The 23370-nt window shown below is 58.4% G+C and carries 21 protein-coding genes and 1 pseudogene; 10 read left to right on the top strand and 12 right to left on the bottom strand.

The features are described 5' to 3' along the window. Window positions 1-130 precede the first annotated feature (130 nt). Window positions 131-2536 carry a GcvT family protein gene (locus C8N31_RS01770; RefSeq protein WP_025047229.1) on the top strand — a complete coding sequence of 802 codons (2406 nt, stop codon included), beginning with the start codon at window positions 131-133 and terminating at the stop codon, window positions 2534-2536. Window positions 2537-2582: 46 nt separating this feature from the next. Here C8N31_RS01770 and C8N31_RS01765 read toward each other — a convergent pair whose 3' ends face one another. After that, complete coding sequence (locus C8N31_RS01765; RefSeq protein ID WP_025047228.1) at window positions 2583-5981, bottom strand: indolepyruvate ferredoxin oxidoreductase family protein; 3399 nt, start codon at window positions 5979-5981, stop codon at window positions 2583-2585. A gap of 135 nt (window positions 5982-6116) precedes the next feature. Between C8N31_RS01765 and C8N31_RS01760 the strand changes: the two genes are divergently transcribed. Continuing rightward, window positions 6117-6566, top strand: coding sequence for an Lrp/AsnC family transcriptional regulator (locus C8N31_RS01760; RefSeq protein WP_037917789.1), 450 nt, complete (start codon window positions 6117-6119; stop codon window positions 6564-6566). Here C8N31_RS01760 and C8N31_RS01755 read toward each other — a convergent pair. Beyond that, window positions 6563-6784, bottom strand: a complete 222-nt coding sequence (locus C8N31_RS01755; RefSeq protein WP_037917786.1) for a DUF2061 domain-containing protein — start codon at window positions 6782-6784, stop codon at window positions 6563-6565. The genes C8N31_RS01760 and C8N31_RS01755 overlap by 4 nt on opposite strands. 277 nt (window positions 6785-7061) lie before the next feature. Here C8N31_RS01755 and C8N31_RS01750 point away from each other — a divergent pair, with 277 nt between their 5' ends. The 4 genes from C8N31_RS01750 (at window position 7062) to C8N31_RS01735 (ending at window position 11539) form a co-directional block, all read left to right on the top strand. After that, on the top strand, window positions 7062-8174 hold the full coding sequence (locus C8N31_RS01750; RefSeq protein WP_025047227.1) for an S-(hydroxymethyl)glutathione dehydrogenase/class III alcohol dehydrogenase: 1113 nt from the start codon (window positions 7062-7064) through the stop codon (window positions 8172-8174). A 103-nt stretch (window positions 8175-8277) separates the two neighbouring features. Then, on the top strand, window positions 8278-8736 hold the full coding sequence (locus C8N31_RS01745; RefSeq protein WP_025047226.1) for a (2Fe-2S)-binding protein: 459 nt from the start codon (window positions 8278-8280) through the stop codon (window positions 8734-8736). 2 nt (window positions 8737-8738) lie between these two features. Then, on the top strand, window positions 8739-10979 hold the full coding sequence (locus C8N31_RS01740) for a xanthine dehydrogenase family protein molybdopterin-binding subunit (protein WP_025047225.1): 2241 nt from the start codon (window positions 8739-8741) through the stop codon (window positions 10977-10979). Then, window positions 10979-11539, top strand: coding sequence for a hypothetical protein (locus tag C8N31_RS01735; protein WP_025047224.1), 561 nt, complete (start codon window positions 10979-10981; stop codon window positions 11537-11539). The genes C8N31_RS01740 and C8N31_RS01735 overlap by 1 nt, the downstream gene beginning before the upstream one ends. A 60-nt stretch (window positions 11540-11599) precedes the next feature. Here the strand turns inward: C8N31_RS01735 and C8N31_RS01730 are convergent, their stop codons facing one another. After that, window positions 11600-13153, bottom strand: a complete 1554-nt coding sequence (locus C8N31_RS01730; protein ID WP_025047223.1) for a trimethylamine methyltransferase family protein — start codon at window positions 13151-13153, stop codon at window positions 11600-11602. A 132-nt stretch (window positions 13154-13285) separates the two neighbouring features. On the opposite strand from C8N31_RS01730, the gene C8N31_RS01725 reads away from it, so the two are divergent. Further along, window positions 13286-14326: a pyridoxal-phosphate dependent enzyme gene (locus C8N31_RS01725; RefSeq protein WP_025047222.1), complete on the top strand. Its 1041-nt coding sequence runs from the start codon at window positions 13286-13288 to the stop codon at window positions 14324-14326. A gap of 208 nt (window positions 14327-14534) precedes the next feature. On the opposite strand, the pseudogene C8N31_RS01720 reads toward C8N31_RS01725, so the two are convergent. The 4 genes and pseudogenes from C8N31_RS01720 to C8N31_RS01710 form a co-directional block, all read right to left on the bottom strand. Next, window positions 14535-15451, bottom strand: a pseudogene (locus C8N31_RS01720) (tripartite tricarboxylate transporter permease); the annotation flags it as partial. Beyond that, complete coding sequence (locus tag C8N31_RS20175; RefSeq protein ID WP_051544570.1) at window positions 15444-15677, bottom strand: hypothetical protein; 234 nt, start codon at window positions 15675-15677, stop codon at window positions 15444-15446. The gene C8N31_RS20175 and the pseudogene C8N31_RS01720, both read right to left, overlap by 8 nt. Continuing rightward, the gene (locus C8N31_RS20660; RefSeq protein WP_338063657.1) at window positions 15678-15998 is read right to left on the bottom strand and encodes a hypothetical protein; all 321 of its coding nucleotides are present in this window, start codon (window positions 15996-15998) and stop codon (window positions 15678-15680) included. After that, entirely contained in the window at window positions 15898-16263 is a 366-nt protein-coding gene (locus C8N31_RS01710) for a type 2 periplasmic-binding domain-containing protein (RefSeq protein WP_025047220.1), read from the bottom strand. The genes C8N31_RS20660 and C8N31_RS01710 overlap by 101 nt, the downstream gene beginning before the upstream one ends. 320 nt (window positions 16264-16583) lie before the next feature. Here C8N31_RS01710 and C8N31_RS20255 point away from each other — a divergent pair, with 320 nt between their 5' ends. Further along, window positions 16584-16730: a hypothetical protein gene (locus C8N31_RS20255; protein ID WP_156026878.1), complete on the top strand. Its 147-nt coding sequence runs from the start codon at window positions 16584-16586 to the stop codon at window positions 16728-16730. Window positions 16731-16734: 4 nt separating this feature from the next. Here the strand turns inward: C8N31_RS20255 and C8N31_RS01705 are convergent, their stop codons facing one another. The 5 genes from C8N31_RS01705 to C8N31_RS01685 form a co-directional block, all read right to left on the bottom strand. Continuing rightward, entirely contained in the window at window positions 16735-17055 is a 321-nt protein-coding gene (locus C8N31_RS01705) for an NIPSNAP family protein (protein WP_025047219.1), read from the bottom strand. Further along, complete coding sequence (locus C8N31_RS01700) at window positions 17052-17525, bottom strand: TRAP transporter small permease (RefSeq protein ID WP_025047218.1); 474 nt, start codon at window positions 17523-17525, stop codon at window positions 17052-17054. Before C8N31_RS01700 ends, C8N31_RS01705 begins: the two co-directional genes overlap by 4 nt. Further along, window positions 17522-18808, bottom strand: a complete 1287-nt coding sequence (locus C8N31_RS01695) for a TRAP transporter large permease (RefSeq protein WP_025047217.1) — start codon at window positions 18806-18808, stop codon at window positions 17522-17524. The genes C8N31_RS01700 and C8N31_RS01695 overlap by 4 nt, the downstream gene beginning before the upstream one ends. A gap of 57 nt (window positions 18809-18865) precedes the next feature. Next, window positions 18866-19837, bottom strand: a complete 972-nt coding sequence (locus tag C8N31_RS01690; protein ID WP_025047216.1) for a TRAP transporter substrate-binding protein — start codon at window positions 19835-19837, stop codon at window positions 18866-18868. Window positions 19838-19911: 74 nt separating this feature from the next. After that, window positions 19912-20808, bottom strand: a complete 897-nt coding sequence (locus C8N31_RS01685; RefSeq protein ID WP_025047215.1) for an NAD(P)-dependent oxidoreductase — start codon at window positions 20806-20808, stop codon at window positions 19912-19914. Between the two features lie 134 nt (window positions 20809-20942). Between C8N31_RS01685 and C8N31_RS01680 the strand changes: the two genes are divergently transcribed. Both C8N31_RS01680 and C8N31_RS01675 read left to right on the top strand, forming a co-directional pair. Further along, window positions 20943-21686, top strand: a complete 744-nt coding sequence (locus C8N31_RS01680; RefSeq protein ID WP_025047214.1) for a FadR/GntR family transcriptional regulator — start codon at window positions 20943-20945, stop codon at window positions 21684-21686. Between the two features lie 18 nt (window positions 21687-21704). After that, complete coding sequence (locus tag C8N31_RS01675) at window positions 21705-23351, top strand: thiamine pyrophosphate-binding protein (protein WP_025047213.1); 1647 nt, start codon at window positions 21705-21707, stop codon at window positions 23349-23351. Window positions 23352-23370: the final 19 nt, after the last annotated feature.

Raw genomic sequence — 23370 nt, 5'->3', positions numbered from 1 at the left:
ATAAACTCTGTTTATTGGCGCGTACCCTGACCGGGTGCGCGCCTTTTTCTTGGCCGTGTCGCGATTGGTCTTGACGGGCCCCGCGCCGCGCTTGTCTGCTTGACCCTATCAGCACGAGGGGAGAGCGGGCATGAAATCGCATTACAGAGTGGTTGTTATCGGTGGCGGCGTTGTTGGGGCATCCGCGCTTTACCATCTGGCCAAACTTGGCTGGAGCGATGTTGCGCTGGTGGAACGTTCGGTCCTGACCGCAGGATCAAGCTGGCACGCCGCCGGCGGTATTCATGCGCTGAATGCTGATCCCAATATTGCGGCCTTGCAGGCCTATACCATTGATCTGCTGAGCGAGATCGAAGAGGAAAGCGGCCAGAACATCGGGCTGCATATGACCGGCGGCTTGACGATGGCAGGCACCCCTGACCGATGGGAATGGCTGCAATCGGCGTACCGCACGTTTCAGTCCATCGGCATCGAGGATTGCCGTCTTGTCAGTGTCGAAGAGGCGGTCGCGCTGAACCCGATCATGTCCGGTGACGGGCTGTTGGGCGGCATGTGGGCTGATCGCGAGGGGTATATTGACACCACAGGCACTGTTCATGCCTACGCTGGCGCGGCCAAAAAACGCGGTGCAACTGTGATCGAAAACAACCGCGTGCTTGAGCTGAACCAGACCCTCCAGGGGTGGGAAGTGGTGACAGAGAAAGGCACAATTTCTTGCGAACATGTGGTCAATGCAGGCGGCCTTTGGGCCAAACAGGTGGGCCGGATGGCGGGGGTTGAATTGCCGGTTGCGCCGCTCAAACACCATTACCTGATCTCCGACACAATTCCGGCGCTTGAAGCACTGGATTTCGAGGTGCCGATGACTGTGGACCTCGAAGGGTTCACCTATCTGCGGCAGGACCAGAAAGGTGTTCTGCTGGGAATTTATGAGGTGAATACCGAACATTGGGCGATGGACGGTGCCCCGTGGGACTACGGGATGGAGCTGTTTCAGGAAGACACGGACCGGATCGAGCATGAGCTGACGCTGGGATTTGAGCGTTATCCCGCGTTGCAGGATGTGGGTGTGAAAACATGGGTCAACGGCGCGTTTACCTTTAGTCCCGATGGCAATCCCTTGGTTGGCCCGGTTCCGGGCAAGCGTGGTTATTGGTCGGCTTGTGCGGTTATGGCCGGGTTCCTGCAAGGCGGCGGTGTTGGCAAAAGCCTTGCAGAATGGATGATCCACGGAGAGCCGGAGGCGGATGTCTATGGCATGGATGTGGCCCGTTACGGCATCTGGGCCGAGAACAAACAGTACATCGCGCAGACCACCGGGCAGTTTTATTCGCGCCGCTTTGTGATGACCTATCCGAACGAACAACTGCCTGCGGGCCGCCCGATTAAAACCACTGCAGCCTATACCGATATGACGACGGCGGGCGCAAAATGGGGGCAAAGCTGGGATCTTGAGGTGCCGCTGTATTTTGCACCGCAGGGGTTTGAGGAAACGCCGTCTCTCAAGCGGTCGAATGCCCATGATATTGTCGGGGCGGAATGCCGTGCGGTGCGCGATGGCGTTGGTCTGCTGGACATCACCGCGTTTTCCCGGTTCGAGGTTTCTGGCCCGAATGCAGAAGGCTGGCTCAACCATCTGATGGCATCCAAACTGCCTGCGCCGGGGCGTGCGAAACTGGCGCCGATGCTGGGGCAGGATGGGCGGCTGAAGGGGGATCTGACGATCTTCAATTGGGGGGATGGCACATGGTGGATCACCGGATCTTACTACCTGCGCCAATGGCACATGCGGTGGTTTAACGATCATATGCAGGACGGCGTGAACCTGCGCGATCTGGGTGACGAAATGGGCGGGCTGTCGCTGGCTGGTCCCAAGTCACGCGAAGTGTTGCAAGCGGCGTTGAGCGATGGTGATCTGGAAGCCCTGCGGTTTATGGGCTGTGCGCAGATGGACGTGGGGTTGATCCGCTGCAAAGTCGGCCGATTGTCAGTCGCGGGAGAGTTGGGATACGAATTGCACAGCCGCGCCGGTGACCTGAAAGCCCTGCGTGATCACCTGCTGGCGGCGGGGGCAGATCACGGCATGATCGAATATGGGTTCAACGCCCTGTTATCGCTGCGGCTTGAGAAAAGCTTTGGCATCTGGTCGGCGGAATTCACCCAAGGCTACACGCCGGGCATGACGGGGATGGACCGTTGGATTGACTGGTCCAAAGATTTCATCGGCAAAGATGCAGCACTGGCAGAGCGGGACGGGGCAGGCCCGGACAAGTTGTTGGTGACACTTGAGATTGATGCGCTGGATGCGGATGCCAGCGGGTATGAGCCGGTTTGGCATGACGGGCGCAAGGTCGGTTTTGTGACCTCTGGCGGTTATGGGCATTGTCTGGGCAAATCGCTGGCGATGGCATTGGTTGACCGCGGCAGCGCTGCCGAGGGCACAGCACTTTCGGTGCATGTGGTCGGGGTGGAACGGCCTGCAACGGTGATCGCAGCGTCACCTTATGATCCGCAGGGGCAGGTGATGCGCGGATAATGGTTTTGGGCAGAGCGTTGGAAGGCTGCTCTGCCCCATGCGCCGATCAGCTGAGCAGTGTCGCGATCTTCTCTTTGGCCTGTACTGCTGCCTTCTCCTTGACTGGACCGTAGCCTCGGATCTCCATCGGGGCGGTCAGAACGGCAAGAGCGGCCTCTTCGTTCAGCGCGCCGTTGCCAACCTGCGCCATCACCTCTTCAAACCAACCGATCAGCGCGACCTCCAGCTTGCGATCTGCACCATAGCGGAACACATCGGCCCAAGTGCCGCGCAGGCCTTTCATCCGGGCCAGCAGGCCAAAGGTCTTGCCCATCCATGGGCCAAACGTCGTTTTGAAAGGCCGCCCGCGTGTGTCTTTGCCCGTTGGCCAAAGCGGCGGCGCGAGATGGTATTTGACCTTGTAGTCACCTTCAAAACCCTGCGCGATCTGATCGGTGAAGCCCGATTGGGTATGCAGACGCGCGACCTCATATTCGTCTTTGTACGCCATCAATTTGAACAGGGATTTGGCCGCCGCACGGATCATATCCTCGCTCGCCCCGGTTTGCGCAAAGCTCTCAAGCTTTGATTGGTAGCGGGCGGCATAGGCGGCATTCTGGTAGTCGGTCAAAAATGCCATGCGCCGCTCGATCAGGGCAGAAACGCTTTCATCTGTTGTCGGCGCTTTCTCGTCCTGCGTCAGCAGTTCGGGGTTGTCGGCCATGATCCGGCCATAGGCAAAGGCGATTTTGTTTTTGTCTGGCGCAACGCCGTTCAATTCAATCGCCTGATAAAGTGCATCAAGCGAAACAGGCACCAAGCCCTTTTGCCAAGCAAAGCCGAGCATCATGACGTTGGCAAACACCGCATCCCCCATCAACCGCTCTGCCATTGCGTTGGCATCAAAGGCTGACAGGTTTTCCGCGCCAACCACGCCCGCGATCACATCTTCGCGGGCATCAACGCGCAGATCGGCATCCCGATTCAGCACCAGATCACCGGTCGGCATTTCGGCACGGTTGAGAACGATCCGTGTGCCCTTGCGGTAATGTGCCGAGGCTTTGGGTGCGGAGCTGACCACCATGTCACATCCGATCACCGCATCCGCGCTGCCGTCATCAATGCGCACCTGATGCACGGCATCGGGGCTTTCGGCCAACCGGACATAGCCCAGCACAGTTCCGAATTTCTGGGCAAATCCGGTGAAATCCAGCACGCTTGCACCTTTGCCTTCGAGATGGGCCGCCATGGAAATCAGCGCACCCACGGTCACAACCCCGGTGCCACCCACGCCGGTTACAAGCAGGTCAAACGGTTTTTCCAGATTGGGCAGTTTGGGGCGGGGCAGGTCTGCGACCATACTATCCACATCCAGGCCTGCCCCAGATTTCTTGCGCCGCTCGCCGCCCTCGATGGTGACAAAGGAGGGGCAGAAGCCGTTGAGACAGGAATAATCCTTGTTGCAGGTGGATTGGTTGATCTTCCGCTTGGTGCCGAACTCCGTTTTCTTTGGCTCGACGCTCAAACAATTGCTTTCGAGCGAACAATCCCCGCAGCCCTCGCAGACCAGATCGTTAATCATGACAAAGCGTTTGGGGTCGTCCATCTGTCCGCGTTTGCGCTTGCGGCGTTTTTCGGTGGCGCAGGTCTGTTCGTAGATCAGGACCGTCACGCCGGGGATCTCGCGCAATTCGCGTTGCACCGTGTCCAGATCTCGGCGGTGGTCGAATGATGTGCCAGCGGGGAAATCGGCACGGGTGAACTTTTCCGGATGATCCGAGACAAGCGCGATGCGGTTGACCCCTTCGGCGCGGGCGGCTTGGGCGATGCCACTGACGGACACCGGCCCATCAACAGGTTGCCCGCCAGTCATCGCCACGGCGTCGTTGTAGAGAATTTTGTAGGTGATATTGGCTTTGGCCGCGACCGCCTGCCGGATCGCGAGAGAGCCGGAGTGATACCACGTGCCTTCGCCAAGGTTCTGAAAGATATGCTTGCCGCCGTTGAACAGCGACGTCGCAATCCACGGCACCCCTTCGCCGCCCATCTGGGCAAATCCGGCGGTGTCGCGGTCCATCCAGCTGGCCATGACGTGACAGCCGATGCCAGAGGCCGCTTTGGATCCTTCGGGCAATTTGGTGGAAGTATTGTGCGGACAGCCTGAGCAGAAATAGGGCGTGCGGTTTGCGCCGGGCACGTTCAGCACCGGCGCCGGCGTGCTGGTCAAGACTTTGGCGCGCTCCACGAGATCTTCGCTTGGGAAAAACGCATCCAGCCGCGAGGCGATGATTGGCACCAGTTTCAGCGGTGACAGTTCGCCCGTCCACGGCACCAGCTCTTTAAGGTTTTCGTCATGTTTGCCGACCATTCGCTGTGGCTTGGAACCGGGCCAGTCATAGAACGCCTCTTTGAACTGGCTTTCGATGATGCCGCGCTTTTCCTCGATCACAAGGACTTCTTTTTTGCCTTTCACAAACTCCAGCGCATCGCGGCGGGCGAGAGGCCAAACCATACCTACCTTGTATATGTCGATGCCAAGCTGGCGGCATTTCTCTTCGGACAAGCCAAGCAGACGAAGTGCTTCGAGCAGGTCCAGATGCCCCTTGCCCGTGCTGACAATGCCAAACGGCGCATCGTCGATGTCATAGATTTTGCGATCAATCGGGTTGGCTTCAACAAAGGCTTCGACCGCCTCAAGCTTGTCGTGAATCCGCGTTTCGATGCCCGGTGAGGGCAGATCACCCAAACGCACATGCAGCCCACCTGCGGGCGCGGTGTAATCTGGCTGGTTGAAGGTTCGGTCTGGCAAAAGATCGACGGATGCACCGGATTCCACCGTTTCGGAGATCGCCTTGAAGCCCACCCACGTGCCGGAGAACCGCGACAGGGCAAATCCATATTCGCCAAAGCTTTGGTATTCGGCGACCGAGGCGGGGTTCAGCGTCGGCATAAACCACGACATGAACGCCACATCTGATTGGTGCGGCATGGAGGACGAGACACACCCGTGGTCGTCACCCGCAACAACAAGAACGCCACCTTTGGGCGCGGATCCATATGCGTTGCCATGTTTGAGCGCATCGCCAGACCGGTCAACGCCGGGCCCCTTGCCGTACCACATCGAAAACACGCCATCGACTTCGGCGTGCGGATCCAGATGCGCCTGTTGCGCACCCAGAACTGCGGTTGCGCCGAGATCTTCGTTCACGGCGGGCATGAATTTGATGCGGCTTTCCTCAAGCCGCGGCGCAATGCGCCACATTTCCTGATCCAAGCCGCCAAGGGGGGAGCCGCGATACCCCGAGACAAAACCGGCGGTGTTCATGCCTGCATTCTGGTCCCGCCGCGCTTGATCGAGCATGATACGCGTGAGCGCCTGCGTACCGGTCATAAAAACGCGCCCACGAACCTGCGCGTAGCGGTCATCAAGTTGATAGGTTTTGAACTGGTGATCAGGACGGGACATTGCGCACTCCAAGCTTTTGGCGAAAATACATTATGAATTCTGGATTACGGCTTCATTCTTTCTGCAATTACTGCCATTGTGCGAGAAATTGTTTCACAATTACCACTTCGTTTGGCAATTTTACCCGAGGTTTCTATGGATGATATTGATCGTAAGCTGTTAACGTCTCTTCAACAGGATTCGCGGCTCCCGAATGCGCAGCTGGCGGAAAAACTCAATATCTCCGCATCGTCGTGCTGGCGCAGGGTCAAGGCGTTGGAAGAGGCCGGAATTGTTGAGCGCTATGCCGCTATCGTCAACCCGAAGCAAATGGGCCTGCGGTTTGAGGCGATCGTGCATGTTCACCTGACCCGCCACGATACCGAAGCTTTGGCGCGTTTCATCGCCGCCGTTCAGCGCCGCGAGGAGGTGACGGAATGTTACGCAACCACAGGGCAGGCGGACTACCACCTGCGTATCCTGTGCCGCGATATTGACGCCTATAACGAGTTTCTCGAAGGGTTCTTGTTTGTTCAGCCTGCGGTGAATTCTGCGCAAACAAATGTGGTTTTGCGTCGGATCAAAGCGAATGGGCCGGTGCGCTAGCTTCCTTGATCTTGCTGAATAATCTGGCCCCAGCGGATGCGATCCCAGATCCGTTCGTGGATGAAATAGGTCACCGTACCACAGGCAAAGCTGGCTAGGGCAAGCCCGCCAGCGGCCCGTATTGATCCGGTGGTCAGATAACCAAGGATTGCCATCATCAAGAGGCCGGACGTTTGCCAGGTAAGGGCCTTGGCCAATGTGCGTTTGGGGTGCTGCATTCTTGCTCCTTCGGGTCAAGCATTACGGCAGTCGCGGAGAGCGGGCCATTCTGAGAAAAGTCAGATATTGGTCACCGTTGATGGTAATTATCAACAATGGTTATTTTTGAGCGCATAGTGTGGATATCGTCAAGTCTTAGGTCGAAGGCGCGTCCGCTATGCTTTCCAGCTTTCCTCTTGGGTGTCGCATCTGAACCCTCAGGCGGTGTTGCTTGCCTTGACAAGTGACCCGCCCTTAAGCTTCCTGCGAAAAACAATTTCGGAGGATATCCCCATGATGAAAACCCGTGCCGCCGTTGCCGTTGAGGCAGGAAAACCGCTTGAGATCATGGAGGTGAACCTCGAAGGGCCTCGCAAGGGCGAGGTTCTGGTCGAAATTAAAGCGACCGGTCTGTGCCATACGGACGAATTCACCCGTTCAGGCGACGATCCCGAAGGGATTTTCCCGGCGATCCTGGGCCACGAAGGTGCAGGCGTGGTTTTGGAGGTGGGCGAAGGCGTCACCACGCTGGAGCCGGGCGATCACGTGATCCCGCTTTACACACCTGAGTGCCGCGAATGCGAATATTGCCTCAGCGGCAAAACCAACCTGTGTCAAAAGATCCGCATCACCCAAGGGCGCGGGCAATTGCCAGATGGCACTACCCGCTTTTCCATGCTCGATGGCACGCCCATCCATCACTACATGGGCTGTTCGACCTTTGCCAATCACACGGTTGTGCCTGAGATCGCGCTGGCCAAAGTGCGCAAGGACGCGCCGTTCGATAAAATCTGTTACATCGGTTGCGGTGTGACCACGGGCATCGGCGCGGTGATCAACACCGCCAAGGTCGAGATCGGCGCGCGTTGTGTTGTCTTTGGTCTGGGCGGTATTGGCCTCAATGTCATTCAGGGTCTGCGCCTTGCGGGCGCGGATCAAATTGTCGGTGTGGATCTCAACGACGACAAGGCCGAGACGGGCAAATACTTTGGCATGACCGATTTTGTGAACCCGTCCAAGGTTGACGGCGATTTGGTCGCCCATCTGGTTGAGCTGACCAAAGGCGGCGCTGACTATTCGTTTGATGCAACTGGCAACACCAAGGTGATGCGCGATGCGTTGGAATGTGCGCACAAGGGTTGGGGCGAAAGCATCATCATTGGTGTGGCTCCGGCGGGCGCCGAAATTTCGACGCGGCCGTTCCAGTTGGTAACTGGCCGGGTTTGGCGCGGTACTGCATTTGGCGGCGCCAAGGGCCGGACAGATGTGCCCAAGATTGTGGATTGGTACATGGACGGCAAAATCGAGATTGACCCGATGATCACCCACAAGCTCAAGCTTGAAGAGATCAACCACGGATTTGATCTGATGCATGAGGGCAAGAGCATCCGCGCTGTCGTCGAATTCTGATCTCTAAAAATGACCCAAGGTAACCCGCAGCGAAGACAGGTTGCGGGTTGCCGACACAGGCGGCGCTCCTAAATTGAACGAAACAGTTCAGCAGGAGCCGCCCATGAAACTCAACGTCAACGGAAAAAATCACGAGGTGGATGTCGAGGACGACATGCCGCTGCTTTGGGTTTTGCGGGACGAATTGGGGATCACCGGGCCGAAATACGGCTGCGGGATCGGGCAATGCGGGGCCTGTACCGTACATATTGACGGCATTGCGGTGCGGTCATGCCAATTGGCGGCAGCTGACGTCGATGGCGACGTGACCACGATCGAAGGGTTGGGAACACCTCAGTCGATGCATGCGGTGCAAGCCGCGTGGGTGGATCATCAAGTTGCGCAATGCGGCTATTGTCAGTCAGGCCAGATCATGCAGGCTGCTTCCTTTCTGGATCTGAACCCGGACCCCTCGGATGATCAAATTGATGCCGCGATGAGCGGTAATCTTTGCCGGTGCGGCACCTACCCACGCATTCGCGCCGCGGTGAAAACCGCCGCTTCCAAATTGCAGGGGGCTTGATTATGGAACGCGTGCGCACGATTGCCCGCCGCAGTTTTCTGGTGGGGTCTGCCGCCGTTTTGGGCGGTGTGGCCTTTGGCACCTATCTTTACAAACGCGAGGTCGAGAACCCGCTTCTGGATCAGCTCGCGCCGGGCGAGGTGGCCTTTAACCCCTATGTGATGATCGATGCGGATGGCATCACCTTGATCACGCCACGTGCGGATGTGGGGCAGGGGGCCTATTCTGTTCAGGCGCATTTGATTGCCGAAGAGCTGGATGTGGATGTGTCGCAAGTGCGCCTTGATCCCGGCCCGCCAGCGGCAGCTTACTACAACCATGTTGTCGCCGCCGAAGGGATGCCGATTGCCGCCGTTTCCGACAGTTTCTTTGCGCAAGCCGGACGCGGAGCAGCGGATGTAGCGGGCAAACTCTTGGGTCTGCAATTGACTGGCGGATCGTCCACCGTGCCGGATATGTATGACCGCCTGCGCGAGGCTGGTGCGATGGCGCGGGAAACCTTGGTCGCGGCGGCGATGGCGCAAACGGGAATGGCGCGTGATCAGCTGGAAACAGGCGATGGCGCAGTGAATTTGCCGGATGGATCGCGGCTTTCTTATGTGGGTTTGGCTGCTGCCGCGGCCGCGTTGGAGCCGGTGCAAGATACGCCGCTGCGCCGTCCGTCTGAGTGGAGGCAACTCGGACAGGCACATCAGCGCAGCGATATTGTGCCAAAATCGACCGGCACGCAGGACTACGGCATCGACATGCAGATGGACGGGCTGGTCCATGCCACAACCCGCACCAACCCGGCGCGTGGGGGTGGCATGCGGGGCTATGACGCGGCCGAGGCAGAGAAAATGCGCGGCGTTCAGGCAATCCTGCCTATCCGAGAAGGTATCGCGGTGGTGGCGGACAACACATGGCGTGCCTTTCAGGCTGCGGATGCGGTCAACTGCGATTGGGGCGATAGCCCGTATATTGGTGAAACCGAGGGCCAGATTGCGGCGCTGAACGCATCCTTTGCCAAAGATCAACAAGACAGCCAGTTTCGCGATGACGGCGATGTAGAGGCCGCGCTGGGCGATGGTGAGGTGGTCGAAGCAGCTTACCAAATCCCGTATCTAGCCCATGCGCCGCTTGAACCGATGAGCGTGGTTGTGAAACTGGGCGCTGGCAGGCTTGATATTTGGACCGGTACGCAAATTCCGCGGTTCATGCAGGTCAATGCCGCCAAACTGGCAGGGCTGGAGGCCGAGCAAGTCTATGTTCATGTCCTGATGTCCGGCGGCAGTTTTGGTCGGCGACTTGAGGATGATTATGTGCTGCAGGCCGTCGAGATTGCGCAGCAGATGCCGGATGTGCCGATTAAAATGACCTGGAGCCGGGAGGAGGATTTCACCCATGATTTCCCCAGGCCGATGCAATTGGCACGCGCGCGGGGCAAGGTGGCGCAGGGGGAGGTGACAGCATTTGATCTGGGCATTGCTGCGACCTCTGTGACGGAAAGCAGCCTTGGCCGATTGGGCCAACCGGCGATGGGGCCGGATGTGGCGATTGTAGCGGGGGCATGGGATCAACCCTTTGCCATTCCCGACTACCGGGTCACCGGATATCGTGCCCCTGCGATGGTGCCGGTCAGTTCATGGCGCTCTGTCGGGGCATCGGGCAACGGGTTCCTGCACGAAAGTTTCATGGATGAGCTGTGCCATGCGGCGGGGGCCGATCCCTTGCAGGAACGCCTGCGCCTTTGCAGCCATGACGTGTCGCGCAAGGTTCTGGAAACCGTTGGCGAGATGTCGGGCTGGGGCGGCGATCTTGGCCCGCGACGAGGGCGCGGTGTTGCCTTCGTGTTGGCCTTCGGCGTGCCTGTGGCGCAGGTGGTCGAGGTCACAGATACCGATGACGGCATTCGCATCGACAGGGTTTTTGTGGCAGCGGACGTGGGGCGCATATTGGATCCGGTGAATTTTGAGGCGCAGGTTACGGGCGGTGTGATCTGGGGGCTTGGCCATGCGATGAATTGCGGGCTGACCTATGAGGCGGGCGTGCCGCAACAGGACAACTATCACGCCTTTGAAGGAATGCGCCTGTATCAGACCCCGGAAATCACGGTGCGCGGATTGGAAAATGGCGAGAAGATCCGCGGTATTGGAGAACCGGGCGTGCCGCCTGCGGCACCTGCCTTGGCCAATGCGATCTTTGATGCCACCGGGCAGCGCATTCGCGAAATGCCCTTTGATAAACATGTGAGGTTTGTCTGATGCGTTATGCCATTGCTTTGATGGTGCTGGCCTCTCCACTGGCGGCCCAAGATACCGCGACCCGTGCCGAGGGATTGCAAGCCTGGGATCAGATTTTTGCGGTCACATCACACCCCCGCTGCACCAATTGTCATGTCGCGGAGGACCGCCCGATGTGGGAGGGGCTTGGCTATGGCGCGGGTGCGGTACATGGCATGTATGTCCGGGCGGATGAAAGCCGGATCGGTGCCGAAACCATGCCATGCCGAACCTGCCATGTGACCAGCGATGCCGCCAACATCGTATCTCACGCACCGCCGCATATTGATGATGCGTGGCGGTTGCCTCCGGCAGAGCTGGCATGGCTGGGCAAATCCTCAGCCGAGGTTTGTGTGCAGTTGCGCGATCCGGAAACCAATGACGGCAGCGATATCCCGGATCTGATCGACCATGTGCAAACCTCTGCCTTTGTCAGCTGGGGGTTCACCCCCGGCGCGGGCCGCTCTGCGCCGGATGGAACAGTTGCGGATCTCGCACGGGAGCTGGCGATCTGGGGGGCGGCGGACACCCCTTGCCGGTAGAGCCTTAGGCGGGCCGCCGCGCAGGAGTTTTTCTAGCCAAATGAAGCGGGAAGCGGTGCATTAGTAGCTTTGGTTGAGCTCGTCGCTGGCCGGTATTTCTGTCTCGCGGCGACTGATGTAGGCGCGCAACTCTTCATCCTTTGCAAGGTCCAGATGCGGCTCTTGGTATTCGGACAATAGCTTGCGGGCATGGATCAGGGCGCGTTCGGTGATTTCCTTGGCTCCGTCCGCCTGCCATTGTTCGATGGAGTTGTTGTCAAAGAGTTCAGGCATGAAAAACGCGGTTTGAAAGTTGTCTTGTGTGTGGGGGTGGCCAAGGTAATGACCGCCGGGGCCAACATCGGGGACAGCGGCCAGAGCCTCGTCAAAATCGTCAAAGTTGGGGCCCTGCGCCATCCGGTGGGCCATGGCGCATTGTTCGGCATCAACGATGAATTTCGCAACCGAGCAATGCATGCCCGCTTCGTTCCAACCTGCGGAGTGCCAGATGTAATTGGCGCCCGCATGCATCACCGATGACAGGGTTGTGGCGCTTTCATAGCCTGCTTGGGCGTCGAATGTTTTGGCCCCGCCCAATGTGTTCGAGGTGCGCCAAGGCACATCGTAGTGCCGGGCCATTTGTCCGATCATAAAGTTCATCAGCGAGATTTCGGGGGTGCCCGCCATCGGCGCGCCTGATTTCATGCTGACACTGCTGAGGTAGTGGCCATAGATCGCCGGACATCCTTTGCGGATCACTTGAGTGTAGGCCAGCGCCGACAGGGCTTCGGCATTCAGTTGTGCGACAGAAGCGGCGACAGAGGCGGGCGTGTTGGCGCCCCCGAGCACGAAGGGAGAGCACAGCACCGGTTGATTGGCGCGGCAGAAAGCCCGCATTGCGCCCAGCATGGTTTCATCCCAGACCAGCGGCGAATTGCCGTTGCAATTGCCTGTGACAACGGGGTGCCCTTCGACAGTATCAGAGCCAAACAGAATCCGGCACATGTCGATGACGTCTTCGGCGTTCTTGGGGCTTGTGGTCATACCCATGAAGGTTTTGTCGGAGTATTTCATCGAGGAATAGGTGATCCGCAGGTGTCGCTGACTGATCGGGTGATCATAAGGTTCGACGATGTGGTGGGCGCTGGAATGCAGGGCGGGCATCATATGGGCCAGCTTGTGGAACATCGCCAAATCATCCAGCGTCGGATTGCGGCGCACGTCATCCAGATCACGCAGGTAAGGCGCGCCGGTCATCGGGACAAACATCGCATCACGTCCGCCCAGAGCGAGGTTTTTATTGGGATCGCGGGCCAGATAGGTGAACCGCGCGGGGATCGTGGCGATCAGGCCGCGCACCAGCCCGCGATCCAGGTAGACACGTTCGCCGACAACTTTGGCCCCGGCCTTGCGCCAGTCTGCGAGAGCGATGTCATCGCGGAACACCACACCGACATTTTCCAGGATATCCATGGAGGCGGCATCAATCCGTTCCACCTGAGAGCCGGTCATGATTTCGCAAGTGGGGATCTTGTTGTGAATGCCGGGCAGCATGGAGACATCCGTGGTCTGGCGTATCGCGCGGCGGGCGGCGCGGCCACCAGAGCGGGTGGGTGCAATAGCTTGATCTGTCATGGCGATCCCTTTCTGAATTGCCTTCAGGCTTGCACATTAGCGACGTCGCTGGTTGTCCAATGGCGAAGTGTTTTCCACAAAACAGGCCGCAAACCGCTTGACCTGCGACCGGCAGCGTATTGGAGTGCGCGGATGGATATTTTGCACAACAACCGTCCGGCGGCCCTTACCGGGCTAGATGATGTTCCCTTTCCTTCGGTGGAAGCGGATGCGCCGATGGCCTTGCTCAAGCGGTGTCCGGCAGCGGGGCAAACGCCGTTGGTGTCGGCCAAACCAATAGCGGCACAGGCAGATGTGGCGGAGGTTTGGATCAAAGACGAACGCGGCCGCATGGGTTTGGGCAGCTTCAAGGCGCTGGGCGCGGCCTATGTGATTGCCCATGACGCCGAGCAGGGAAATGCCAAAGGTGCGACCTATGTGACCGCAAGCGCGGGCAATCATGGGATGTCTGTAGCCGCAGGGGCAGCTGCCTTTGGCGCGCGGGCAGTTGTCTATATTGCCCAGACGGTGCCAGAGGCATTCGCCGCACGGTTGGCGGATCAAGGGGCTGAGGTTGTGCGGGCCGGTGAAACCTATGAGGCGTCTATGGAAGCTGCAGCGCAGGCCGCGTCAGACAATGGCTGGCGGCTTTTGTCGGACAGCTCATGGGAGGGGTATATGGAATATCCTCACCGCGTTATGGAGGGATACCTTGCCTTGATGGCTGAGGCGATTGAACAGATGGAGCAGGTGCCCAGCCATATCTTTTTGCAGGCAGGCGTCGGCGGTTTGGCCGGATCATGCGCGACGTTGGCCCGGCAGGTTTGGGGGGACGTGCCGAGAATCATCGTGGCGGAACCGGCATTTGCCGCCGCGCTTTATGGGTCTGTCGCCGCAGGCGGACCAACCGAAGGTGGCGGCCCGGTCAGTAATATGGGGCGCCTGGATTGCAAGATGCCTTCGCTGATTGCGCTCAAAGGATTGGCGCGGGATGCGGATGATTTTGTGCTGCTGTCCGAGGCGGAGGCCGAAGCGGGCGCTGGCGCTATGATGGTGGCTGGATGGCCGTCAACGGAATCTGGCGCTGCTGGTGTTGCCGCCTTGCTGGCTGCATCCGCGGACCAACGTCGGGAACTGGATCTGACAAAAGATGCGCGGGTTCTGTGTATTTTAAGCGAGGGACCGGAGGGGTAAGCCCCGACCTTTTCATGTGAATGTCCTCTGAGGCAATATACCCCGGCGTGGCAACGGCACACAAAATGATGAAGCTTGATCCGATCAGGGTCGCCGTCCGCTCTAGGCTTTTGCAGGGTTCTGTGACCAACACTTCCACGGGTGAAGGGCCGATCCCCAAAGTCAGGTACATATCGAACAGGCTGTAGCGCATGGAATAGGCGCCAAACATGCACAGGAACAAGATGGCGGGAACCATGATCCGTTGATCGATGCGGATCAATCTGCCGAAAAGCCAGCAAGGGAAAGGCCAACAACCAGCAAAATCGATTGGGTCACGATTACCCCGGCAAAGATCGAGTTGACCAGACCAGGGTTGGCAGAAAAAAACACCGGGCCTGGCTCAAATCCGTGGATGGTCAATGCGCCAAGCAATACCGCGGTGACAGCATCCCCCGGCACCCCCAGCGACAGCATCGGGATCAATGCGCCCGCCGTCCCTGCGTTGTTGGCGGCTTCGGGGGCTGCGACGCCCTGAATGTTGCCTTTGCCAAATGTATCGGGGTCGGCTGCCGCGCGTTTAGCCTCGGCATAGGTCGCAAATGCAGCAATATCGCAACCTGCGCCGGGAACAGCGCCGACAAAAACGCCAATGAAAGCAGATTTGAGCATGGTCCAACGGGTGATGATCAAATCGGCCAGCCTTGGCAGGAAATTCCCTGTTGCAGCTTCTTTCGGGAACGTCAGCATGTTTTCGGCCCGCGCAAAGACTTGCGCCACGCCAAAAAGGCCAATCAGGACGGGGATCAGTTCCACACCGCCCAATAACTCACGCGACCCAAAAGTATAGCGGGTCTGGGCTGAAAGGGGGTCAAAGCCGATCGTTGTTATCAATACGCCAGCCGCAGCCGCCAAAGCGCCGCGCAGCAGGTTCTTGCCCGACACCGCCACGATCATCGCAAGACCAAACAAGGTCAGGGCAAAAAACTCGGGCGGACCAAAGGCAAGCCCAGCCCGCGCCAGTGTCGGCGCGAGAAGGGTCATGATGATCGCCCCGACAGAGCCGCCGACAAATGACGCCAAGGTGGCAAGGCCGATGGCCCGTCGGGCCTCGCCTTTTTGCGACATGGGAAACCCGTCAAGCATCGTTGCCGCCGCCGCAGGTGTGCAGGGCGTGCGCAACAGGATCGCCGACAATGAGCCCCCTTAGATGCCGCCACAAAAGACCCCGATTAGCATCAGGATGCCTTGTCGCGGTCAGGCCGGGAAGGGCGCCGACAAAAACACCAGCCAATACACCCCCAAGGATATAGAGCAGCACAACAGGGTCAGAGAATATCGTGGCAAAGCCGGCGATGATCGCGAAGTCCATTCAAATGTCTCCCAAGATGCCCAGTGGGGGTGGCGCATAGGCCAGACCTGCGAGCAGGGAATAGGCGACAGCCGGAAGGATCACGGCAGTTCCCGCAATTGTAAGGTGGTGGCGCGCGCCGAGGATGATCATCGTGCCCGCCACCCAAAGCGGCGCGATCAGCGGATAGCCAATCACAGGCATGAGGGCGAGAAACAACGCTGTGCCCGCAAGTAACGCCCTAACGCGGCGGCTGGTCCCGTTTGCATGAGCCTCGGGCGCCGCGCGGGTTTGGAGCAGTGCAATCAGGGCAAGCGAGGCTGTAAGGCCCCCCGCAATCATCGGGGCCTAGGTCAACCATGCCCATCGGTTCATAGGCCGTAAGTTCAAATGTAACCAAACCGATTGTGTATCCACCGGGCCGCGCCGTTGCAGTTGCGCCCATGCCGGATGCGCCAACCGCGCCTGTGCGGTTGACCACATTGACGTTTGCGCCAAGACAGCTTTCTGCCTCTGCCACCAAGGTGCGGGCAATGGTATCTGTGCCGCCGCCGGCGGACCAAGGTACGATCAAAGTGATGTCTTTTTCCGGAAGTTCAGCCAGCACCGGTGTGGCAAAAGCGATGTTGATCGCTGCGAGTGTTTGGTATTTCAGGGTAGTCCTCCCTATGCCGGGTCTGTATTGTAATCGCAGTACGTCCCCCGGCCGGGCGCAATGCGTTTGGTTCAATTAGGACAAGCCGATGATTATTCGTCTCGCCGTATTTTCTGGTCATTTACCAGCCGAGTCCGCGGCCGCATTCGAGGCCCATGTGACAAAGCGGATGTTGCCGTTGATCTCTTCGTTTCCCGGCATATCGTAGGTGCGGGGTTCTGCGCACCGAAGGTCGCGATGGCTTGCTGGAGAATGCCTGCCTTGCGCTTGAAATGACCTATCTAGATCAAGCCGCGATGGAGCGTGCGCTTGCCTCGCCCGCGCGGGCGCAGAATGCCAAGGAAACAGAGATTTTGTTGGAAATGGTCGAAGACCCGCGTGTGAGCCACACTGTCTTCGATGTTTTGGCGGCTGGTTGATCGCCTATTTGGGATCAAAGAATGGCGCAGGGGTCAGGATCGTGTTGACCTGACTGGCCAGATTGCCGCTTTCGCTGCTGAGTTTGAGGAATTTCTGCCAATCTGGATCGGCGGCCAGAGCGGCGCGGCGGGTGCTGCGGTCTGCGGCGTCCTTGTAGACCCAAATATGAACGTAGGAATTCACATCACCGGTTTCGACCGCGCCATAAACAGCCGGTTCGCCCAAATGCTTGCGCTGCACTTCCCAGCCGTGATCGGCATATAGCTGCATGTGTTTTTTGATCCGGCCCGGATGGCAGGTATAGGTGCGGTGATCGTAGATCATGATTTGATCTCCTTATTGGTGGTTAATTTGAATAGATCGACACAGGCATAGATACTCATCACTGCGCCCGAGATGGGGATGGCGGCGTAGAACAAGGATGTCGGCAGATCGAGGATCGGGGTCAGCGCACGTGCATCAAGCGTCAGCGACGCGCCGTACCATGTCATTGCAAACAAGAAGCACAGGCTGATGAGCGCAATCAAAATGCGCAGCAGACGCGAGGGGGCTGGTGGCAAGGTTTCTATCAGCCAGTGGACCTGAAAGTGGTCCTTGTCCCGCCACAGAGCCGCAGCGCCGATAAAGACCATCCAGGCAAAAAGGCCCTGCACCACCTCATCGAACCACGCGAATCCAGCAAGCTGAAAGGTCCGCGCAACCACGTTGATGAACAGCAGCAGAAACAGCAGACTGAGGCATGTGATGGGTACGATCCGCAAAAGCTGACCGAGGCGGTGATCCAGCGCGCTCATGGTCCCATCACCAGATTGGGCAGCCAAGTAGACACCCCTGGCACGGCAACGACCAGCACAAGAACCAGTGCAAGACCGATGAGATAAGGAACAAGAGCGCGTGACAAACGCCCGACAGGCATTCGCGCGACTGAAGCAACGGCAAAAAGCACCATCCCGACTGGCGGGGTGAGCAAGCCCAGCATCGAGCACATGATCATGATCACCCCGATTTGAACAGGATCGACCCCAATCTGTTGCATCACCGGCAGGAACAGCGGCACGGTCAAAACGATGACTGCAATCCCCTCAAGGAACATGCCTAATACCAGCAAGATCGCGACGACGATGATCAGGATCACGGCCGGATTGTCAGAAAACCCTATCATTGAGGAAACAAGTGCATCCGGCACGCGCTGGTGTACTAAGAGCCAGCCAAAGAAACCTGCTGCGGCGATGACAAACATCACACGGATGGTGTGTTGCAGGGTGCTCCAGAAAATGCCGGGCAGGTCGCGGGGTGCGATTTCGCGGTAGACAACCATGGAAAGAAACATCGCATAGGCGCTCGCGGCAACGCCGGCCTCGGTGGGGGTAAATAACCCGCCGAAAATACCCGCGATGATGATGATTGGGGTCAAAAGGGAAAGGGCTGCGCCTTTGAAGCTTTGCCAGATTTCGATCCAGTCGATGTGATCGGCCCGCGGCATCTTGTGGCGCAAGGCCACCAGCCAGACGGCCCCCATGAGGGCCAGCGCCATCAGCACGCCGGGCACCACACCGGCAAGGAACAACTGTGCGACAGACACGCCAGTGATCGAGGAATAAAGGACAAAGGGGATCGAGGGGGGAAACACCGGCCCGATCGTCGAAGAAGCCGCGGTGATTGCCGCGCTAAAATCCGGGTCATAGCCTTTGTCGGCCATCGCCTTGAGTTCGACTTGTCCTAGGCCGGCAGCATCCGCCACGGCAGCCCCGGACATGCCAGAGAAGAACAGCGACGCCAGCACGTTAACCTGGCCCAGACCGCCGCGCACATGACCCACGGATGCATTGGCAAAGCGAAAGATGCGTTCGGTGATTCCGCCTGTATTCATCAACGTACCCGCAAGGATGAAAAACGGGATCGCCAATAGGGTGAAGCCAGTGGTCGCGGAGAACATACGCTGGGGCAGCATAGCGAGAATACGAAAGTCGCCTTGCAATGCGTAAAATCCAACCGCCGTCAGCCCAAGGGAAACCGCAATCGGCACGCCAATGGCGATCAACAGCACCAGCACGCCCAGAATGATAAACGTCGTCATGTGAAAAGCCCTGGGTGGGGCCGCCCGCGACTGATTGGGCCGCGAGCAACCATTGGGTTACTTCAGGAAGCTGAGGAAGGTGTCCATGTTCTCCTGACCGGAGAACTCGGCAACCCGCGCCCGCGCTGGACCCATCAGGGCTGCAAAGGGGGCGAGATCCGGACGGGTCACGGCCATGCCTGCCGCCTCAAGCGCTGCGATCTCGTCTTCTTCTTGGGCGATCACCGCGGCACGCATCATATCACCCGCGCGTTTGCTTTCTTCGCGCAGGATGGTCTGCTGCTCTGGGGTGAGCGCGTCAAAGACGTCTTTGTTGATCACATGCACCATGGAATTATAGACGTGGCGCGTGACGGCAAGATTGGTTTGGAAATCATTCAACTTGAAGTGATAGATAACGCCAATCGGGTTTTCCTGCCCGTCCACCACACCCTGGTTCAATGCATTGGGAAGCTCGGGGAACGCAATCTGCGTTGTCGCCGCGCCAAGCCCTTCCATTGCCGCCACGATTTGCAACTCTGACGGGGTGCGCAGTTTCAGGCCTTCGACGTCGCTGGGTGCATTGATCGGGCGAACCGAGTTGGTGATATTGCGAAATCCGTATTCCCAGTTGGACAGCATAACCAGGCCCTGCTCTTCGAGCTTGGGAGCGGCCCAATCCATGAACGGCCCATCAAGGATCGCATGCGCTTCTTCATAGCTGGAGAAGGCGAAAGGCGTCATCACCGTGCCAAATGCCTTTTCATATTTGTCGAGCGCGCCCTGCGTTGGCAGGTTCATTTCGATGGCGCCAAGAACGGTCTGCTCATGCTGCTCTGGCGGGCTGCCCAACTGGTTGGCGGGGAAAAGCTCCACCGCGACGGCGCCATCCGTGCGCTCAGAAACGGCCTTGGCAAAGGCCTGTGCGGCGATGTGGCCCGGATGCGCTTCGGCGGCGAAATGTGCAAGCCGTAGCGTGACATCCTGTGCGAATGCCGTTCCGGACATAAGCGCCGAAATTGCGCCGGTGATCAGTAGTTTCTTGAGCATTTGGTTTCCTCCCGTAATGCAGTTTATTTTGCGCCGCGCAGATGACACGTTGCGGCATGTGTATGGGGCAAGGCCTATTGCGCCTCGGGCAGTTTCGCCTCGACCCCTGTAGGATCTTCGTATGCCTTGATGACAGCGGTGCAGCCTTCGTCGCCATGCCCCATGATCGAGGCCAGCGCGTAGGTTTGATGAACAGATTGCGCCATGAAGCCGGGCAGGCCGGCTTGCTCCAGCCATTCAGCGTAATAGCGAACGTCTTTTTGTGCGTTGGACAGGGACATATGCGGGGTGAAATCTCGCAGCAGCGTCAATTCACCATAAAGGTCCATCATTCCTGACTTCCCGCCCGCGGCAGAGATGATCCCGATGACTTTGCTCATATCGAGTCCCTCTTTTGCCGCCAGCGCGAAGCCTTCGCAGAAGGTCGCGACATTGGCGAAAGCGATATAATTATGGATCAGCTTGAGGCGGATCGCATGACCGGCAGGACCAACGTGAAAGATGTTCTCGGCATAGGTTCCAAACACCGGGCGAAGATGCTCGATCAGTTCTTCGTCGCCGCCAAATAGGATGTTGACCTCGCCGCGGTCGGCGTGCGCGGGGGTGCGTGTCATCGGCGCTTCGGCGTAGCGGACACCTGCGGCATCACATTGCGCCCGCATCAGATCAACGTGTTCGGCAGATACAGTCGTGTGATCAACCAAAACGTCGCCCGGTGACATATGCGCCAGTGCACCATCCGGCCCCAATGCAATGCTTTGCACTGCTTCTGCTGTGGTGACGCAGATCATCAACACGTCGCAATCAGCAGCCATCTGCGCCGCTGTGCTCCCTTGTTTCGCACCCAAGCCTACCGCGTGATCGACACGCGATTGATCCAGATCCGAAACTGTTAAGTCGATACCTTTAGCCGCCATGTTCTTGGCCAGTCCGCGGCCCATGCCGCCAAGGCCAATCAACCCGATTCTCATATGCTTCGCCCAATTTCGTTCACCAAAGCATTAAAGCAGTTGTCAGACAACCTGTTTTATCATATCCCATTTGATAACGGCTGTCTGAAACCCTATGCTAAAGACGCAATGGCCCTAATTTTGGAGTATTTTCGATGTCAGACAGTGCGAATCTTTTTGATCGGATCGATCGTCCGCGCCGTTTGCCGGACGAGGTCGCGGTTTCTATCATAGGTGCAATCGAAGGTGGGCAGTTGATGCCGGGTGATCGTCTGCCAACAGAATCGGAATTGTCAAAGCGCTTTGGCGTGGCGCGGACCGTTGTACGCGAGGCAATATCTCTGTTGCGCTATGATGGTATCGTGAATTCCCGGCGCGGCGTTGGGGCTTTTGTCACAGACGCATCCCAACGCGCCGCTTTTCGTATTAGCCCGGCCTGTTTTGAAAAACGAAAGCAGATTGTCCAGCTTTTGCAGCTTCGCACAGGCGTTCAAGCCGGGGCTTCGGCACTGGCAGCGAACACACGCACGTCAGATCAGCTTGCACAGATCGAGGCTGCCTTCAAACGCATGGTTGTCGCAGACGAGCGCGGCCCGTCAGATGCGCTTGAAGAGCGGGTCGATAGTGAGCTGTTGCTTTACCGCTACATCACCGAGGCGTCGAACAACCCATATTATGCCGAGGTCGTCGCGATGATCGAGGCGAACATACAGAATAATCTGCGCTCAGCGTTCTTGAAAAACGCTGCGGCCTCAGAGTTTGGACCGGAGATTATTGCGGAACACAGCGCTGTGCTTGACGCCCTGCGCGCAGGAAACATGGAAGCCGCGCGCACGGCAACCCGCACCCGTTTTGAACGTGCCGCCGATCGATTGGCCGCACGGGCCGATTTTGCCTGACACAAGGATACCCCGACAATGACCAACGCTTCCTCCCCGCTGCATGGCGGTGCCCTTTTGACGCAATGCCTGGCGGCACAGGGGGTTGAGCGGGTGTTTTGCATTCCGGGTGAAAGCTTTTTGGCGGCGCTTGACGGTCTTTATGATGCGGATATCGATGTGGTCGTTGCCCGCCAAGAAGGCGGCGCCGCGATGATGGCCGAAGCGACAGGTAAACTAACCGGAAAGCCCGGCGTTGCCTTTGTCACCCGTGGTCCGGGGGCAACAAATGCAAGTGCCGGTGTGCACATTGCCTTTCAAGACAGTACACCAATGGTTCTTTTTGTGGGGCAAGTCGCAAGCGACCAGCGCGACCGCGAGGCGTTTCAGGAGGTGGATTATCGTGCGATGTTTGGCCCGCTGGCGAAATGGGTCGCAGAGATCGACCGTGCGGACCGGATCCCGGAATACATCAGTCATGCATTCCATGTCGCGCAGTCCGGCAGACCCGGCCCCGTCGTGCTCGCGCTTCCGGAGGATATGCTATCTGGCATTGCGGAGGGCGCACCCGTCCCGGCGGCGACGCTGCCATCGGGCAAGGCCGCGGATTGTGACCTAAAGCGTGTTGTCGAAAAATTGGCTGCGGCCAAGCGGCCCTTGATCATCGCGGGCGGTGCAAGCTGGGATGCGGAGGCGGCAGAGGCGCTTGGCCTGTTTGCGAAACAGATGGGCTTGCCAGTGGGCGCATCGTTCAGATGTCAGGATTTTATCGACAACCGACACCCAAACTACGTGGGAGACGTTGGGATTGGGATCAATCCGGCCCTCGCAAAACGGGTGCAGGAGGCAGACGTGATCTTGGCACTCGGTGCGCGATTGGGCGAAATGACGACCTCGGGTTATACACTTCTGACACCGCCCGTATCGCGCCAGGAACTGATCCACATCCACGCTGATCCCTCGGAGATCGGGCGTGTTTACCATCCCGCCTTGGCCGTTGTGGCCCAGCCGGGACCAGTCATCAAACAGCTCAAAGATATGGCCATCGCCCGCGAAGGCGGCACATGGTTGACCGATGCGCGCGCGGATTATGAACTTTGGCAAGAGCCGCAAGAAACACCCGGTGCGCTCAAGATGGAACAAGTGATTTCACATTTGAACGGCGCACTCGACGACGACGCTATTCTGACCAATGGTGCCGGCAATTACTCCGCCTGGCTGCACCGCTATTACCGCTATCGTGGTTGGCGGACCCAGTTGGCCCCCACGTCAGGTTCTATGGGTTATGGTCTGCCTGCTGCCATTGCCGCCAAGTTACACCATCCAGAACGTGATGTGATCTGTCTTGCCGGTGACGGGTGTTTCCAAATGGTCAGTCAGGAATTTGGCACCGCCTGCGATCAGGGTGCAGCGGTGATTACCCTTGTTTCAGACAACGGCATGTACGGCACAATCCGGATGCACCAACAGCGCCATTATCCGGGCCGCCCGTCCGGCACCGCAATGAAAAACCCCGATTTCGCAGCACTCGCAGAAGCATATGGCGGCTTCGGGGCTACAGTCATCAAAACCGAAGAATTTGGTCCCGCGCTGATCGCTGCACGTGCAAGCGGTCTGCCTGCCATTCTTCATCTGAAACTTGACCCTGTTGCGTTGTCGCCAAAGATGCGCCTTGAGGGGCACTAACCCAAACTGGAGATCCCCC

The sequence above is a fragment of the Sulfitobacter mediterraneus genome, assembly GCF_003054325.1.
GTDB lineage: Bacteria > Pseudomonadota > Alphaproteobacteria > Rhodobacterales > Rhodobacteraceae > Sulfitobacter > Sulfitobacter mediterraneus.
Note: the sequence above shows the minus strand (reverse complement) of the source record. Positions and strands in the feature narration are given on the sequence as shown.

Coding starts and splice junctions, on each gene's coding strand:
- C8N31_RS01750 (WP_025047227.1), top strand. CDS start 7,062: ATGAAAACCCGTGCCGCCGTTGCCGTTGAGGCAGGAAAACCGCTTGAG.
- C8N31_RS01770 (WP_025047229.1), top strand. CDS start 131: ATGAAATCGCATTACAGAGTGGTTGTTATCGGTGGCGGCGTTGTTGGG.
- C8N31_RS01740 (WP_025047225.1), top strand. CDS start 8,739: ATGGAACGCGTGCGCACGATTGCCCGCCGCAGTTTTCTGGTGGGGTCT.
- C8N31_RS01760 (WP_037917789.1), top strand. CDS start 6,117: ATGGATGATATTGATCGTAAGCTGTTAACGTCTCTTCAACAGGATTCG.
- C8N31_RS01700 (WP_025047218.1), bottom strand. CDS start 17,525: ATGAGCGCGCTGGATCACCGCCTCGGTCAGCTTTTGCGGATCGTACCC.
- C8N31_RS01745 (WP_025047226.1), top strand. CDS start 8,278: ATGAAACTCAACGTCAACGGAAAAAATCACGAGGTGGATGTCGAGGAC.
- C8N31_RS01730 (WP_025047223.1), bottom strand. CDS start 13,153: ATGACAGATCAAGCTATTGCACCCACCCGCTCTGGTGGCCGCGCCGCC.
- C8N31_RS01680 (WP_025047214.1), top strand. CDS start 20,943: ATGTCAGACAGTGCGAATCTTTTTGATCGGATCGATCGTCCGCGCCGT.
- C8N31_RS01755 (WP_037917786.1), bottom strand. CDS start 6,784: ATGCAGCACCCCAAACGCACATTGGCCAAGGCCCTTACCTGGCAAACG.
- C8N31_RS20660 (WP_338063657.1), bottom strand. CDS start 15,998: ATGATTGCGGGGGGCCTTACAGCCTCGCTTGCCCTGATTGCACTGCTC.
- C8N31_RS01705 (WP_025047219.1), bottom strand. CDS start 17,055: ATGATCTACGATCACCGCACCTATACCTGCCATCCGGGCCGGATCAAA.
- C8N31_RS01765 (WP_025047228.1), bottom strand. CDS start 5,981: ATGTCCCGTCCTGATCACCAGTTCAAAACCTATCAACTTGATGACCGC.
- C8N31_RS01675 (WP_025047213.1), top strand. CDS start 21,705: ATGACCAACGCTTCCTCCCCGCTGCATGGCGGTGCCCTTTTGACGCAA.
- C8N31_RS01685 (WP_025047215.1), bottom strand. CDS start 20,808: ATGAGAATCGGGTTGATTGGCCTTGGCGGCATGGGCCGCGGACTGGCC.
- C8N31_RS20255 (WP_156026878.1), top strand. CDS start 16,584: ATGACCTATCTAGATCAAGCCGCGATGGAGCGTGCGCTTGCCTCGCCC.
- C8N31_RS20175 (WP_051544570.1), bottom strand. CDS start 15,677: ATGGACTTCGCGATCATCGCCGGCTTTGCCACGATATTCTCTGACCCT.
- C8N31_RS01695 (WP_025047217.1), bottom strand. CDS start 18,808: ATGACGACGTTTATCATTCTGGGCGTGCTGGTGCTGTTGATCGCCATT.
- C8N31_RS01690 (WP_025047216.1), bottom strand. CDS start 19,837: ATGCTCAAGAAACTACTGATCACCGGCGCAATTTCGGCGCTTATGTCC.
- C8N31_RS01725 (WP_025047222.1), top strand. CDS start 13,286: ATGGATATTTTGCACAACAACCGTCCGGCGGCCCTTACCGGGCTAGAT.
- C8N31_RS01735 (WP_025047224.1), top strand. CDS start 10,979: ATGCGTTATGCCATTGCTTTGATGGTGCTGGCCTCTCCACTGGCGGCC.